Below are 15,337 nucleotides of genomic sequence, written 5' to 3' on the forward strand. Positions count from 1 at the left end.
CGCCATTTCGTGCGCCACGTCGATCCCGTGATCCTGCAGGTGCTGGCCCGGCCCGATGCCCGAGAGCATCATCAGCTGCGGCGAACCGAGCGCACCGGCCGACAGGATCACCTCGCGCGCCGCCGTCGCCTGCGCCGGCTGTCCATCCTTGAGGAAACGGATGCCAGTGGCCTTCCTGCCTTCCAGCATCAGGCCCTGCGCCTGCGCGCCTGTCAGCACGGTCAGGTTCTGCCGATCAGCGGCCGGGCGCAGGAAGCCGCGCGCGGTGGACCAGCGCCAGCCGCGCCGCTGGTTGACCTGGAAATAGCCCACGCCCTCGTTGTTGCCCCGGTTGAAATCGTCGGTGCGCGGGATGCCCGCGGCCTCGGCGGCATCGGCGAAGCGGTCGAGGATTTCCCAGCTCAGGCGCTGTTTTTCCACCCGCCATTCGCCGCCCGCGCCGTGGATGTCCGACGCGCCCTGGTAGTGATCCTCTGACTTGAGGAAATAGGGCAGCACGTCATCCCAGCCCCATCCGGGGTTGCCCATCTGCCGCCACTGGTCGTAGTCGCGGGCCTGCCCGCGCAGGTAGAGCATGCCGTTGATCGCCGAGCAGCCGCCGAGGATGCGGCCCCTGGGGTAGAGGATGGACCGCCCGCCGAGCCCGGGCTCTTCCTCGGTCTTGAACATCCAGTCAGTGCGTGGATTGCCGATGCAATAGAGATAGCCCACGGGGATCTTGACCCAGATGTAATTGTCGCGACCGCCCGCTTCGAGAAGCAGGACATTGACGCGCGGATCCTCGGACAGCCGGTTGGCCAGCACGCAGCCCGCCGAGCCTGCGCCGACGATGATGTAGTCGAACTGTCCGTAATCCTTCATGGCCTCTCCCTTCCCCGCGATCAGTGAAGCGCAGAGTTCACGATATTTCCCGGACAGTAAATGGCCCGAAGCGCCGTGCCGGGACGGCACCGAAATCCGCCGCGGATTTCGGACTGTTTTTGCGCGTCGGAAAACTGCGCCGTCAGAGCACGGAGGGCAGCCAGAGCACCAGCACCGGGAACATGATCAGCACGGCGACGCGGATGATCTCGGCCCCGAAGAAGGGCATGACGCCCTTGAAGGTGTCGATCATCGGGGTGTCCTTGGCCAGCGCCGAGATCACGAAGACATTCATGCCCACGGGTGGCGTGATGAGCCCAAGCTCCACCACGATAAGCGCCAGGATCCCGAACCAGATCTTAAGGTCCTCGGTGCTCATCCCGTAGCCGGTGTCGGGCCCGAAGGCGTATAGCCCGCCATTGAGCTCCACCAGCACCGGCCAGAAGAAGGGGATGACCAGCAGGATCATCGACAGCGAATCCATCAGGCAGCCCAGAAGGATGAGCGCGACCAGGAGCAGGATGAGAACGGCCATCGGCTCCAGCCCCGAGCCCGCGATCCATTCGGCGGTGGCCTGGGGCATGCGGATGCGCGACATGAAGATCTTCATCAGCTCGGCGCCAAGCAGGATCAGGTAGATCATGCCGGTGGTCTGTGCGGTTTCCTTGAGGCTGTCGAGCGTATCGCGCCAGCTGAGGTTCCCGGTCAAGACGCCGTAAAGGGCAACCAGGAACACCCCCATGGCCGCGCCGGGGGTGGGGTTATAGAAACCGCCGTAGATGCCGCCCAGGACAAGCGCGAAGATCACCACCACCGGCAGTACCCCGAGCGTGGCCGAGATGAACTCGGCCCGGTCAGCAGCCCCGCCCTTGGGTCCGGCCTCGGGCCAGATGGTGACGTAGATCAGGATGGTGACGAGGAAGAACATCACCGCCAGGATGCCGGGGATCATCGCGGCCATGAACATGGTCACGATATTGGCCTCGACGATGATCGAGTAGATGATCAGCACCACCGAGGGCGGAATGAGAATGCCCAGGACGCCCCCCGCCGCAAGCGAGCCCGTTGCAAGCGAGCCCGAGTAGTTGAAGCGCTTGAGTTCGGGCAGGGCTATGCGGCCCATGGTCGAGGCCGTGGCCAGGGACGAGCCCGACACCGCCCCGAAGCCCGCGCAGCCCGCGATGGCGGCCATGGCGGTGCCGCCGGGGGCCCATCCGAGCCAGGCATTCGCGCCCCTGAACAGCGCCTTGGACAGGCCCGTGCGGCTGGCGATCGCGCCCATCAGCACGAACATCGGCACCACCGACAGCCCGTAATTGGAAAACTGCCCATAGGCGAGGGTCTTGAGCTGGTTCAGCACCGTGAAGGGGCCGTTCATGATCAGCGTGCCGACGCCGCCCACCAGGATCATGGAATAGGCAATGGGCATGCGCAGCGCGATCAGCACGACCAGCACGACGAGGCTGATCAGTCCGAGGGTGATGGGATCAAGCATGGGGGATCAGGTTCCGCCCCGGGCGGTCTTGCCGAGGTTTTCAACGAGGGTGATGAACGAGGCGACCGCCAGAAGTGCCAGCGACAGAAGGCATGGCAGGTAGGCCCACCAGATTGGCACTTGCAGGATGGCGGTGGCATAATTGTACTCGCGCTGGCTGAGCATGCCGCCATACATCGAGTAGAGCAGAAGCAGGCCGAACAGCAGCGCCACGATCGAGGCCACGAGCGCGAAGATCGCGATCCACAGCGCCGAGGCTCGGGCGGTAAAGATGTCGGCGGTCACGTTGGCGCCGGTCAGTTGGCAATAGGGCAGGAAAGCAAAGGCGGCGATGGCGATGCCCATCTCGGTCAGCTCGAAATCGCCCGCGAAGGCGATGTCGGCACCGGGAAAGATCGTGCCCCAGACCCGGAGCGCCGATAGCACCGTCCAGACATTCATCCCGACAACGGCCAGCACCATGACACCGCCCAGGATGGCCCAGGCGGTGATCACGGTTTCCGCCGCACCGGTCCAGCCGGTGCGACGGGTATGGATGGCAGGCGCCTCCATTACATATCGGACGCGTTGGCGGCGATCAGCTCGCGCGCACGCTCGACAAGGGCTGCCCCGTCGATACCGATGCCGGCCACTTCCTCGATCCAGCGGTCGACCACCGGCTCAAGCGCGGCCTGGAAGGCGGCGGTTTCGTCTTCGGTCAGGGTCACGTGGGTGTTGCCCGCGTTGACGGCCATGTTGATCCCGAAATCATCCGACGCGCGCCAGATTTCGCCCACCTGGCCCCACCATTCGCGGTTCGAGGCCTCGCGGAACGCGGCCTGGATATCCTCGGGCAGGCTGTTCCAGCGGTCGGCATTCATCGACACTTGGAAGGTCGTGGTGCCAAAACGGGCCATGTCTGCGCCTTCGATCTGGTATTCGGTCTGTTCCTGGATCCGCAGCGGCGGGATGATTTCCCACGGGATGAAGGCCCCGTCGACGACGCCGGTTTGCAGCGCCTGCGGCAGCTCGGGCACCGGCATGGCGACCGGGGTCGCGCCGAGCGCTTCGATGATCCAGGCCCCGGTGCGGGTCGGAATGCGCATACGCAGGCCGTCGAGATCGCCGGGCGAGCGCACTTCGCGGTCAACCATGTGGATGCCCTGTCCGGCGTGGACGTGCAGGAACATCACTTCCAGCCCGGTATATTCCTGGCGCAGCGTGTCCTCGAACATGTCATACATGGCCAGGTTGGTGGCAACCGGATCGTTCACGTAGACGAAGGGCAGTTCGAAGACCTCGGTGCGCGGGAACAGGCCCGGGGTGTAGCCGTTCACGGTCCAGACCAGGTCGACCACGCCGTCACGGGCCTGGCTGACCAGTTCCGGCGGGCGGCCGCCGAGGGTCATGGCCGGGAAGATCTCGATATCGACGCGGCCGCCGGACAGTTCCTCGACGCGCGCGGCCCAGGGCTCCAGCATCTGGGTCTGGGCGGGGGCCTGTGCGCCGAGCAGGTGGTGCAGGCGGAACGTGTGTTCCTGGGCGCTGGCGCTGCTGGCCAGGCCCATCACGGCGGCAAATGCGCCGATGGCGAGTGTGGTTTTCATGTCTTTCTCCTCCCTTTGGGTTGCTGTGGTTGCCCGGGCGCTGCCGGGCCAGCGTGTCCACGGTCCAGTCAACCGCGAATTCTTTGCATTGTCATCAATTTCCGCGCCCGCCCCATGTCAGACCTGAGCCTCTGGCAGGTGCAGGACCAGGCCGTCGAGGGACTCCGAGACGGTGATCTGGCAGGACAGGCGGCTGGTGGGTTTGACCTCGCAGGCGGCGAATTCGAGCATGTCGGCCTCGGTCTCGCCGGCGGGCCCCACCCTGTCGGCCCAGTCATCGGCCACGTAGGCATGGCAGGTCGCGCAGGCCATGGCCCCGCCGCACTCGGCCGCACTCGGCCGTGATCGCGTCGATGCCATGGGCCATCGCGGTCTGCATGACGCTGTCGCCGGGCTTCGCCTCGACCGTCTGCGCCGTGCCATCGGCGGAGATGAAGGTGATGCGGGGCATGGGGCGGGTCCTTTCGGGGGTCAGGTCAACAGTAGGGGTGGCAGGGATGCGGGGGCCAATCGGATTGCGGCCCCCCCGCGATAGGTTTTTGCTATAGGGCAGGTTGGAGTTCTAGTTCAACCGCACCGGAAGATTGAGCGGTCCCCGGAAGCCAAAGCCCTTCCAGACAACGGTTTCGGGCTGCACCAGTTCCATGTTGGGAAAGCGTTCAAAGATCATAGGCAGCATGATCTTGCCCAGCATCATCCGTGCCAGGTGGGTGCCCATGCAATGATGCGGACCCGAGCCGAAGCTCTGGTGTGGATTGCGGCCCCGGAAGGCGTTGAAGAGATGGCCGTCCTCGAAGAGCTCCTCATCGTGGTTCGACGAGGCCTGGCAGGTCATGACCACGGTGCCCTTGGGGATGTCGAGCCCGCGGATCTGTGTATCGCGGGTGGCGCGGCGGGAACTGACCTGGATCGGCGCGACCCACCTGACGGCTTCCTCGAACGCTGCGCCCCAATTGCCGCTGCGCTTGATCTCGTCCAGCTGGTCAGGGTTCGTCAGCATGCCATAGAGCACCGTCAGCAGCGCATCGCGCGGCTCGTTGATGCCGCCCCCGATGGCGATCTTGATATTGGCGACGATCTGGCTCCACGCGATCGGATCCTCGGCATTGACCATGACCGAGAGCGCCGTCTGGTCGGGCGCGGCGCGGTATTTGCGGGCGTTTTCCTCCATCAGCGCATCCATCGCCGCATGGGCGCGGTCGACGCGTTCGAAAGGTTCGTCGAACCAGCCGAAATTACCCGCCCCGTCAATGAGCGCCTGGGACCAGAACTGCATGTCCTCGTCGCTGGCTTCGGGCAGGCCGAGGATCACCGCGAGGATACGCGCGGCAAGCGGGCCCGACAGCGTGGGGAAAAGGTTGATCACCTCGTCCCGCGGCAAACGGTCGAGATAGGCGCCTGCCAGCCGTTCATATTCGGGACCCCAGAGCGTCTTGAGGTTCTTGGGCGAAAAGGTGGGCATCATCGCGTTGCGTTCGCGCAGGTGCTCTTCGCCGTCCTTGCGCATCAGCGTATGGGCGTGAAAAGCCCGCTTCATAGGGGTGTTGGGATCGTCCGAGGACCAGGTTGCGGGGTCATCCTTGACCGCGCGCGTATCGGCAGCCTTGGTTAGCATCACGCGGTTCACCGCCTTGACCTCGATCACCGGGCTTTCGGCGCGCATCCGGCGGTAGAACGGGTAGGGGTTGTCGATCAACTCGGTGATCGTCACCGCATCATTCACGGGGGGCAGCGGCATGACGTGATCCTCCCTTCAACGTCCGTCCTCGATCGACTTAGCTTGCGCGATGAAATCGAACAACTTAATGGAATTGATAGAGTGGATCGAAATTTTTGATGGAAGTGGCCGATGAAAGCCCTCGGTATCGACTTTGCAGACCTGCGCACGCTGCGGCTGGTGCATGATCTGCGCTCGTTTTCCGAGGCCGCGCAGGAACTGGGGGTGAACCAGTCCGCCGTCAGTTACACGATCGAGAAGCTGCGCCGGGCCTTCGATGACCGGCTGTTCTACCGCCAGGGCACCGAGGTCGTGGCGACCGAACGCTGCACGGCGATTGCCGAGGCCGCAACCGGGATGCTGGCCGACCTGGAGCGGCTGGTTCTGCCCGCGGCCTTCGACCCGTCGCAGGCCGAACACCGCTTTACCATCGCCTGCAACTTCTATGAACGGCAGCTGATCCTGCCACCGGTGATGAAGCGCCTGCGCGAGGTGGCGCCGAACATGCGGGTGGACACGATCAATTCCATCTCGCAGGGGCATCTGCAACTCAAGCGCGCAGAGGCGGAGCTGCTGATCGGTCCGCTGCGCCCCGAGGAGAGCGGCTTTTACTGTCGCAACCTGATCCGCGAACGCTATGTCTGCGTGATGGACCCGTCCAACCCTCTGGCAGAGGGCGCGCTGTCCCTGGAGGCCTACCTTTCGGCCAGTCACGCGGTGGTGCTTTATGGCGGCGGCTGGCGGTCGGGCTACCTGCGCGAACTGGATGCGCAGGGGCTGGATATCCGGCAGGTTCTGTCGGTGCCGAGCCCGGCAGGGCTGGGGCGGCTCATATCCGGGACGGACCTTGTCACCACCGTGCCCTCCCGCATCGCCGAGACCTTCGGGCCGGGCCTTCATGTGACGGACTGCCCGATCCCGGCCCCCTTCGACATCGACCTGGTCTGGACAGAGCGCACGCATCGTTCGCCGCTGCATTCCTGGCTGCGCGACCTGATCGCGCGCGAGATGCGGGCGGTCTACGGCGGCTAGATCAGGTCAGCGCGTGGGCGAGGTCGGCCAGGTAGCGGTCGAACCAGCCCCAGTTGCGGGCCGAGGCATCGCGCCAGACAAGGTAGCGGCGGCGCTGAAAGACAGGCGCGTCAGGCACCGCATGCAGGCGTCCCTTGGAAAGGGGCCCTGCGGCCAGGGCGCGCGGCAGGTAGGCCTGCCCGCCCCGGTCCATGAGATATCCGATGGCCCAGGTCGAGGAGGAAAACTCCACCCGCGCGGTGTTGGCGTCGAAATAGGTCTCGCCGTGGCCCTGGCGGTATTCCTCGCCATGGTCCACGAAGACGTAATCGGCGTTGCCCTTGTGGGCCATGCCGGGCCGGGTGCCGTAAAGTGCTATTTCCTCGGGCGGCAGTTCCCGCGCCGAAAGCCCGCCGCGCAGGCGGAAGCGATGGGTCAGCACCATGTCGAGCAACCCCTCCGACAGGCCGCGTTCCAGTTCACCATCGCTGCCGCCATGGATGGTCAGCGCCAGTTCCGGGCGGTCGCGGGTCAGCAGCGTCACCGCGCGCCGCCCCGCGTCATCCCACAGGTCGGCGTGGCAGCCGAGCGTGCACAGCGCGGCAAGCCCCTCGGGCAGGGCGGTTTCGCGCCGCGCTTGCCGCCAGAGCCCGGTCATGATCTGGGCATAGCGCATCAGCTTGGCCCCGGCGGGTGTCAGGCTGACCCCGGATTTGTCCCGGTTGAGCAGTTGGGACCCAAGCGCCTCTTCCAGTGATTTCAGCCGTGCGGTCACCGTGGACTGGGTCACGTTCAGTTGTTCCGAGGCGCGCACGAGGCTTCCGGTTTCGACGATCGACAGGAAGGTTTGGAGGTTGACGATGTTCATGCATGTGCTCAATTCGAATTTTCGGCATTTAACACACAAAAGATTTCGTTTTTCAAATATCACGCGCTTTGCGACTGTGACCCGGCGAATGAACAGGACAACCGGGGATCAGCCATGCAGGACAGGGCCTTTGCAGAGCGTGGGCAGTTCATCGCCGCCATGCGCGGCGTGGCCGCCAGTGTGGCCGTCGTCACCACCGACGGACCGGCGGGGCGACACGGGGCGACGGTGACGGCGTTTTCCTCGGTCTCGGCCGATCCGCCCACGGTTCTTGTCTGCCTCCATGCCGAGAGCCGCATCGCGCGACAGGTCAGCGAAAACGCGCGCTTTTGCGTGAACATCCTGCCTGCGGCACTGCCCGAGGTGGCAGACCGCTTCGCGGGCCGGGACGACCACCGGATCGAGGACCGCTTTTCCGGCATCGACTGCTACGCCCCTCCCGGCCAGCCGCCGATGATCGACGGGGCCACGGCCTTTTGCTGCGATCTGGACACCAGCCTGCGTTCGGGCAGCCACCTGGTTCTGCTGGGGCATGTGCGCGAGGTGCTGGACGCGGGCACCGAGCCTCTGGCCTACTGCGACGGGGCCTATCGCAGGGTCCTGCCACGGGAGCTACAGGATATGGGGAGCCGGATGAATGGCTGAGATCGTCACCTATGACATGCTGATCGGGGGGGCCTGGGTGCAGGCCACGGGCGGCGCGCGCTTCACCAGTTTCGACCCGGCCACGGGCGAGGACTGGTGCGATGTGCCCGAAGCGACGCCCGAGGACGTGGATCGCGCGGTCAGGGCGGCCCATGCGGCGCTGGAAGGCCCCTGGGGCCAGATGACCCCGACCGACCGGGGCAAGTGCCTGGCGCGGCTGGCGGATTTGCTGGCGGCCAATTCCGAAAAGATCGGCCGGATCGAGACCCGCGACACCGGCAAGATGTTCAAGGAAACCCGCTGGCAGGCGAACTACATCGCCGAATTCCTGCGCTTCTATGCAGGGGCCGCCGACAAGCTGCATGGCGAAACCCTGCCCATCGACAAGCCCGACATGTTCGTCTTCACCAACCGCGAACCGCTTGGTGTCATTGCCGCCGTGATCCCGTGGAATTCGCAGATGTTCCTGAGCGCGGTCAAGATCGGTCCGGCGCTGGCCACGGGCAACACCATCGTTCTGAAAGCGTCCGAACATGCCTCTGCCCCCTTGCTGGAATTTGGCAGGCTAGTGGCCGAGGCGGGCATTCCCGACGGCGTGGTCAATATCGTGACCGGCGGCGCGGCCTGCGGCGAGGCGCTGACCAGGCACCCTTTGGTCGCGCGCATCGCCTTTACCGGCGGCCCGGCGGCGGCGCGCCACGTTGTGCGCAACTCGGCCGAGAATTTCGCGGAAGTCAGCCTGGAACTGGGCGGCAAATCCCCCTTCATCGTGTTCGACGACGCGGACATTGAAAGCGCCGTGAACGGATCTGTCGCGGGCATCTTCGCGGCCTCGGGGCAAAGCTGCGTGGCAGGCTCGCGGCTCTACCTGCACGAGGATATCGCGGACGAATTCCTCGCCCGCATGGTCAGGATCGCCCAAGGCATCGCCATTGGCGACCCGCAGGCCGATGAAACCGAGATGGGGCCGCTCTGCACCCAGGGCCAGCTTGACCACATCACGCGGCAGGTGGCTTTGGCGCAGGAAGAGGGCGGCACGGTTCTGGTGGGCGGCAAGCGGCCCGAGGGGCTGACGGGGCTCTACTTTGAGCCCACGATCATCGACTGCCCGCGCAATGACCTGACCATCGTGGACACCGAACTGTTCGGTCCCGTCCTCGCCGTGCAACGCTTCCGCACCGAGGAGGAGGCGCTGAGCCTGGCCAATGACACGAAACACGGCCTCGCCGCAGGCATCTTCACCCGCGACAACGCCCGCGCGCTGCGCATGTCCAAGCGCATCAAGGCGGGCATCGTCTGGGTCAACACCTATCGCGCGATTTCCCCGATCGCGGAATTCGGCGGCATGAAAAACTCTGGCTATGGGCGCGAAAGCGGCTTCCAGGCTCTGTGGGATTTCACCCGCCCCAAGACCGTCTGGATGAACATGTCCGACGATCCGATTGCCAGCCCCTTCCAACCCCGTTGAGGATCACCCCATGAAGTTTCACCTCGCGATCAACCTCGAACGCATGACGCCCGAAACCGATATCCGGGCCGTCCGTGACCACACGCTTGAGATGGTCAAGATGGCCGACGCGGCGGGCTTCGAGATTGCCTGGGCCGCCGAGCATCACGCGCTGGAAATGACGATCGCGCCCAACCCGTTCCAGATCCTGACCTGGTGGGGAGAGCATGCGAAGAACATCCGCCTGGGCGTGGGCGTGGTAAACGCGGCCTACTGGCACCCGATCAACCTGGCAGGCGAGGCGGCGTTCCTGGACCTCACCAGCGAGGGGCGGCTGGAATTCGGCATCGGATCGGGGGCCTATCAGCGCGAGTTCGACCGCATGTTCCCCGGCCTCGATCAGAAGGATGGCTGGCGCTACATGCAGGAGATGCTGCCCGTGGTGAAGGAGCTGTGGAAGGGCGACTATGCCCATGACGGCGAGTTCTGGCACTTCCCGACCTCGACCTCCTGCCCGAAACCCTTGCAGCAGGAGGTGCCGATCTGGGTTGCCGCGCGCGCGCCCATCACCTTCGACTACGCGGTCGAGCATGGCTGCAACATCATGAGCTGGCCGCTCACCATGCCGATGAGCGAGGCGGAAAGCTATCGCGGGCGGCTTGACGATGCGATTGCCAAGAACGGCGGAAAATTCAACGGCACATGGGCCATGATGCGCCACACCGCCGTTTACGAGACCGAGGAAGACCGCCAGCGGGCGCTGGCGGCGATCCGGGTGCAGCTGGCCATGTTCGGCAACCTCATGACCAAGACGGGCGAGGTGCATAACGGCTTCCCCGATACGGTCAACGCCGAGGAGCTGGCGGGCAATTTCCGCGTCGATCCGGTGATGCTGGAAGAAAACCTGATGTTCGGCACGCCCGAGACGGTGATCGAGAAGCTCAAGCTTTACGAGGCTCTCGGTGTCGATGCCTTCATCTATTACGCCTCGATGGGCATGGACATGGACCAGCAGAAGGAGAGCCTGAAGCTCTTCATCGAAAAGGTCATGCCCGCCTACGCCTGACCCTTCACACACGCGAACAGGACAACACAGAAATGGCCGTAGAAATCCGCCGCATCCTTACGATGACGCAAGTGACCCACGTGGAGGGGGGGCGCGAGGTGCCCGAGCCCACGCGCATGTTCGCCGCCATGGCGGTGATCCGAAACCCGTGGTTCGGGCGCGGCTTCGTCGAGGACATGAAGCCCGAAATCCGCGAACACTGCCCGCCGCTTGGCAAGCTTCTGACCGAAGAATTGCTGCGCCTGTCTGGCGGGACCATCGAAGGGGTCGGCAAGGCCTCGGTCGTGGGCATGGGCGGCGAAGTGGAACACGCGCAGGCGCTGACCCATTCGCTGTGGTTCGGCAACCAGTTGCGCGAAGCCATCGACGCCAAGACCTACCTCGTCTTTTCCAACACGCGGGGCGCGGCGGGCTGCACGATCACCATCCCGATGATGGACAAGGATGATGGCGGGCGGCGCTCGCACTACCAGACGTTGCAAACCACGATCCCCGACGCGCCCGCCGAGGACGAGATCATCGTGGCGCTTGGCGGCAGCCTTGGCGGACATCCCCATCACCGGATCGGCAACCGCTACGAGGATCTCGCGGAAATGGGCCGCTCCGTCGACAACCCGGCGGGGGTGTAACCGATGGCGATTGCCCCCGATGGCACCGCCTATGACATGACGGGCCCCGAAGGCGCGCCGGTGGTGGTTCTGATCCACGGGCTTGGGCTGACGCGGGCGACGTGGAAGGACCACGTTCCCGCCTTCGCTGGCCGCTTCCGGGTGCTGACCTATGACCTCTGCGGTCACGGGCAAAGCGCCCTTCCGGGCGAAACGCCGAGCCTGACGGTGTTGTCGGAGCAGATCGTCCGTCTGCTGGATCATCTGGGCATCGAGAAGGCGGCGCTCGTGGGCTTTTCGCTTGGCGGCATGATCAACCGGCGCTTCGCCATGGATCATCCCGAACGGGCCACTGCGCTGGTTATCCAGAATTCACCGCATGAGCGCGGGCCAGAGGCGCAGGCGCTGGTCGAGCAGCGCGCGCGCGATACCGGGGCTGGCGGGCCTGCGGCAACCATCGAGGAAACGCTGAAACGCTGGTTTACGCCGGGCTTCCTGGCTGACCACCCCGACACGGTGGATTGGGTGCGCCGGACGGTGCTGGCAAACGATCCCGACAATTACACCGGGCATCGCTACGTGCTGGCGGCGGGCGTCACGGAACTGATCCGGCCCGAGCCGCCCATCACCCACCCCACGCTGGTCATGACCTGCGAAAACGATAGCGGCAGCACGCCAGCCATGAGCCACGCCATCGCCACCGAAATAGACGGCTCCGAGACCATCATCGTGCCGGGCCTGCAGCATCTGGGCCTTCTGGAACGGCCCGCGCTGTTTACCGGGCCGACGAAAGACTTCCTCATCCGCCACGCGGGCTGAGACCAGCAACAGGGAAACGCGACCATGACGAAGATGACGGGCGGGGTTGCCGCCGTGGAGGCACTGAAAGCGGAAGGGGTCGGGCAGGTATTCGGCTTGATCGGCTCGGCCACGATGGAGATGTTCGACGCGATTTACGATGCGCCCGAGCTTGGCTTCATCGGCGTCCATGACGAGCGCACGGGCACCCATATGGCCGACGGCTATGCCCGCGCCAGCGGCAGGACCGGGGTGGTGCTGGCGGGCCAGAACGGGCCCGGGGCCACGAACCTGGTGACGGGACTGGCGCAGGCCAAGGCCGCTTATACGCCCATCGTCTCGATTGCCGGGGCGCTGTCCTCTGGCCATGTGTATCGCGATGCCTTCCAGGAGGTTGATCAACAGGCGCTCTTCGCACCGATCACCAAGAAGACCTGGACCGTTACGGGCACCGACCGCGTGCCCGAGATGATGCGCGAGGCGTTCCGCGTCGCCAACGCCCCGCGCAAGGGCCCGGTGCAGCTGAACCTGCCGCGCGACGTTCTGTCGGGGGAGGCGGAGTTTGGTCCGATGCAGTCCCCCGAAGCCTATCGCCCTGTGACGCCGCCCGCCGGATCGGCCGAGGCCATCGCCCAGGCCGCCCGGATGCTGGCCGGGGCCGCGCGCCCGGTCATCGTTGCAGGGGGCGGGATAAAGAACACGGGCGCGGCGGATGTGGCCCTGGCGCTTGCCGACGCCCTGAATGCCCCCGTGGTCACTTCCCCGGGCCACGGAGACGCGGTCCCCTTTGGTCATCCGAAGAATGCCGGCCAGATGGGACCGCGGGGCAACCCCGTTGCCTCCCGCCTGGTGAAAGAAGCCGACGTGATCCTGGCGCTTGGCACCCGGCTCGGCTTCAACTCGACCTTTTACAGCTACGACAACATCAACCGCGATGCGGCGATCATCCAGGTCGAACAGGACCCGACGGCGCTTGGGCGCTATTTCCCCATTGCGCTTGGCATCTGGGCGGATGCCCCCACGGCGGCAGGGCAGTTGACCGACGCGCTGGCGGCGATGGACCGCCGCGCCGAGGCCGAAGCCTGGACCGCCGCCTTCCAGTCGGACCGCGAGGCATATCTTGCCAAGCGCGACGCGGATGCGGAGATGGACACGCTGCCCATCCAGCCCTCGGGCCTGTTCCGGACGCTGCGCGGGGTTCTGCCCCGGGACGCGGCGCTGACGATGGATGCGGGCACGCTGTGCCTGCAAGCCACGGACGCGATGAACTACTGGCAGCCCAAGAGCCTCTTCACACCGCTCGATTTCGGTCTCGTGGGCTTTTCCTTCGCGGCGGGGCTTGGTGTGAAGCTGGCCATGCCCGACCGGCCGGTGGTCAGCCTCATGGGCGATGGCGGCTTCGGCATGACGGTGTCGGAACTGTCCACCGCGGTCGATCACGGCATCAACACGGTGACGGTGGTCATGAACAACGGATGCTGGGGGGCCGAGAAAGCCTATCAGCGCGACTTCTTCGGGCAGCGCTATATCGGGGCCGATATTTCCAGCCCGCCCTTCGACAAGCTGGCAGAGCTTTACGGTGCACGGGGCTTTGCCGCGCGCAGCTTGGGCGAAGTCAGCGAAGCGGTGGAGGCGGCGCTGGCCTGCGGCAAGCCCGCGGTGGTCGATGTTCAGGTCGATCCTGCCGCGCTTTATTCCTTCCGCCGCGACAGTTTCAAGCACCGGGGAGGCTGAGACCATGACCGACAAGAAGACCTATCCCGCCACCGAGGCACAGCGCCAGACGGCGGACTGGAACCCGATGTGGGACATGCTGGAGGAGATGGACCCGGATTACCTGGAGGCCTTCCTGGCCTTCCGCTCGGTGCCGCAGACGCAAGGCCCCCTGCCGCAGAAGGTCAAGGAGTTCATCTTCATCGCCATCAACGCGGCAACCACGCATCTCTGGGCCCCCGGCGTGCGGCGGCATATCCAGAACGCGCTGCGCGAGGGGGCGACCAAGGAAGAGATCCTCGAGGTGATCCAACTGACGTCGATCATGGGCATTCACTCGATCGCGCTGGCCGCGCCGATCCTGGCCGAGGAGAGTGCCGCATGGGAGGCCAGCCAGACCGGCGAAGGCCGCTAAGCCAGCGCGCGGATCGCGTCCCAGACCGGCGCGGGCAGCATCAGCGGGGCTTCCGCCTCGCGACTGTGGCGGTCGCGCTCCCGTTCGCCCGGGACGCTGACGGGCGGACCACCCGGCACCGGGGTGCTGGCGCGGATTTCCGACAGGATGTCTTCGGCCGCCGATTGCAGGAGCGGCGCGGCGCGGTAGTTGCTGGTGTCGAGCGACAGAACCAGCCAGTTGATCTCGCCCTTGTCCACGGGGCCGAGCATGGCCTCGCCCACCAGTTCCGCGACAAGCGCCAGCCCGTAGCCCAGGGGGCCGCCCTTGGGCAGGATCGCACCGCCGTCGAACCAGTGCTCGGGGTCGGTCGTGGGCTGGCCGTGACGGTCGAGGATCATGCCCTCGGGCAGATGCACCCCGGCGGCGCGCGCGGCATAGATCCAGCCCCCCGCCACCTGCGAGGTGGCGATATCCAGCACCACCGGTCCCCGGTCTCCGCCGGGCATGCCGATGCACCACGGGTTCGTCGGCAAGAGCGCCTGCGTGCCGCCATGGGGGGCAACCATGCGCCAGCGCTTGCGGTCACCGCCGCCCAGGATGATCGTCAGGCAACCCACCCGCGCAGAGGCTTCGGCAAAGGCGCCAAGCCGCCCGGTATGGCCCGCGTTGACCAGGGTGGAAAGCGCAAGCCCTTGGGCCTGTGCGGCCTCGGTTGCGGTCTCGACCGCCAGTTTCATCGCGGTGATGCCGATGGCCCCGCGCCCATCAACGGCGATGCGGTTGGGGGCATCGGGCGTGGCCGTGGGGCGGGCGGTGGCGTCCAGCAGGCCGGTCTCGAATTCACGGGCGTATTGCAACACGCGCACCAACCCATGCGACTCCACCCCCGAGCGGTCCGCCTCGATCAGGTGATCGGCCACCTGCCGTGCCACGTCTTCGGGGCAGGCACGGGCGGTGAAGGCACGAATGGCCTGCGTGCGGGCCTCGTCCGCCGCGACGGGCACACGGGCCGCGCCCTTGAGCTTGTGGTCGGTCATCGGCATCTGTCCTGCGCGGTTTTCCAGGCAAAACGGTCTGCGCGCGGCGGCTGGCTGTCAAGCGCAAGTCGGCGCGGACATGGATGCA

General features: G+C 65.8%; 15 protein-coding genes and 1 pseudogene. 8 read left to right on the forward strand and 8 right to left on the reverse strand.

The features are described from left to right. The 6 genes and pseudogenes from ACEQXV_RS13140 to ACEQXV_RS13165 all read right to left on the reverse strand — a co-directional run. Window positions 1-861: GMC family oxidoreductase (locus ACEQXV_RS13140; RefSeq protein WP_370269586.1), on the reverse strand; the 861-nt coding region annotated here is incomplete at its 3' end. Window positions 862-1,003: 142 nt separating this feature from the next. After that, window positions 1,004-2,356 (reverse strand): TRAP transporter large permease, encoded by a 1,353-nt coding sequence (locus ACEQXV_RS13145; RefSeq protein ID WP_370254682.1) that lies wholly within the window; start codon window positions 2,354-2,356, stop codon window positions 1,004-1,006. Window positions 2,357-2,362: 6 nt separating this feature from the next. After that, window positions 2,363-2,908, reverse strand: a complete 546-nt coding sequence (locus tag ACEQXV_RS13150) for a TRAP transporter small permease (RefSeq protein WP_370254683.1) — start codon at window positions 2,906-2,908, stop codon at window positions 2,363-2,365. Next, entirely contained in the window at window positions 2,908-3,942 is a 1,035-nt protein-coding gene (locus ACEQXV_RS13155; RefSeq protein WP_370254684.1) for a TRAP transporter substrate-binding protein, read from the reverse strand. Before ACEQXV_RS13155 ends, ACEQXV_RS13150 begins: the two co-directional genes overlap by 1 nt. 117 nt (window positions 3,943-4,059) lie before the next feature. Then, window positions 4,060-4,393, reverse strand: a pseudogene (locus ACEQXV_RS13160) (2Fe-2S iron-sulfur cluster-binding protein). 111 nt (window positions 4,394-4,504) lie between these two features. Continuing rightward, window positions 4,505-5,680, reverse strand: a complete 1,176-nt coding sequence (locus ACEQXV_RS13165) for a cytochrome P450 (RefSeq protein WP_370254687.1) — start codon at window positions 5,678-5,680, stop codon at window positions 4,505-4,507. Between the two features lie 111 nt (window positions 5,681-5,791). On the opposite strand from ACEQXV_RS13165, the gene ACEQXV_RS13170 reads away from it, so the two are divergent. Then, window positions 5,792-6,691 (forward strand): LysR family transcriptional regulator, encoded by a 900-nt coding sequence (locus ACEQXV_RS13170; RefSeq protein WP_370269588.1) that lies wholly within the window; start codon window positions 5,792-5,794, stop codon window positions 6,689-6,691. 1 nt (window position 6,692) lies between these two features. On the opposite strand, the gene ACEQXV_RS13175 is transcribed toward ACEQXV_RS13170, so the two are convergent. After that, window positions 6,693-7,538, reverse strand: a complete 846-nt coding sequence (locus tag ACEQXV_RS13175) for a LysR family transcriptional regulator (RefSeq protein WP_370254353.1) — start codon at window positions 7,536-7,538, stop codon at window positions 6,693-6,695. A 114-nt stretch (window positions 7,539-7,652) separates the two neighbouring features. On the opposite strand from ACEQXV_RS13175, the gene ACEQXV_RS13180 reads away from it, so the two are divergent. Genes ACEQXV_RS13180 through ACEQXV_RS13210 form a run of 7 tightly spaced genes read left to right on the forward strand, consistent with a single transcriptional unit; the run spans window position 7,653 to window position 14,230 of the window. Further along, window positions 7,653-8,183 carry a flavin reductase family protein gene (locus ACEQXV_RS13180; RefSeq protein WP_370254354.1) on the forward strand — a complete coding sequence of 177 codons (531 nt, stop codon included), beginning with the start codon at window positions 7,653-7,655 and terminating at the stop codon, window positions 8,181-8,183. Then, window positions 8,176-9,651, forward strand: a complete 1,476-nt coding sequence (locus ACEQXV_RS13185) for an aldehyde dehydrogenase (RefSeq protein WP_370269590.1) — start codon at window positions 8,176-8,178, stop codon at window positions 9,649-9,651. Before ACEQXV_RS13180 ends, ACEQXV_RS13185 begins: the two co-directional genes overlap by 8 nt. Window positions 9,652-9,661: 10 nt before the next feature. Beyond that, window positions 9,662-10,696 (forward strand): LLM class flavin-dependent oxidoreductase, encoded by a 1,035-nt coding sequence (locus ACEQXV_RS13190; protein ID WP_370269591.1) that lies wholly within the window; start codon window positions 9,662-9,664, stop codon window positions 10,694-10,696. A 32-nt stretch (window positions 10,697-10,728) separates the two neighbouring features. Continuing rightward, window positions 10,729-11,325, forward strand: a complete 597-nt coding sequence (locus ACEQXV_RS13195; RefSeq protein WP_370254358.1) for an amino acid synthesis family protein — start codon at window positions 10,729-10,731, stop codon at window positions 11,323-11,325. 3 nt (window positions 11,326-11,328) lie between these two features. Then, window positions 11,329-12,123, forward strand: a complete 795-nt coding sequence (locus ACEQXV_RS13200) for an alpha/beta fold hydrolase (protein WP_370269592.1) — start codon at window positions 11,329-11,331, stop codon at window positions 12,121-12,123. 24 nt (window positions 12,124-12,147) lie between these two features. Further along, window positions 12,148-13,836 carry a thiamine pyrophosphate-binding protein gene (locus tag ACEQXV_RS13205; protein WP_370269593.1) on the forward strand — a complete coding sequence of 563 codons (1,689 nt, stop codon included), beginning with the start codon at window positions 12,148-12,150 and terminating at the stop codon, window positions 13,834-13,836. Between the two features lie 4 nt (window positions 13,837-13,840). Further along, complete coding sequence (locus tag ACEQXV_RS13210) at window positions 13,841-14,230, forward strand: carboxymuconolactone decarboxylase family protein (RefSeq protein WP_370254361.1); 390 nt, start codon at window positions 13,841-13,843, stop codon at window positions 14,228-14,230. Here the strand turns inward: ACEQXV_RS13210 and ACEQXV_RS13215 are convergent. Next, window positions 14,227-15,249, reverse strand: coding sequence for an Ldh family oxidoreductase (locus tag ACEQXV_RS13215; RefSeq protein WP_370269595.1), 1,023 nt, complete (start codon window positions 15,247-15,249; stop codon window positions 14,227-14,229). The genes ACEQXV_RS13210 and ACEQXV_RS13215 overlap by 4 nt on opposite strands. Window positions 15,250-15,337: the final 88 nt, after the last annotated feature.

This window comes from Nioella sp. (assembly GCF_964229645.1).
GTDB lineage: Bacteria > Pseudomonadota > Alphaproteobacteria > Rhodobacterales > Rhodobacteraceae > Nioella.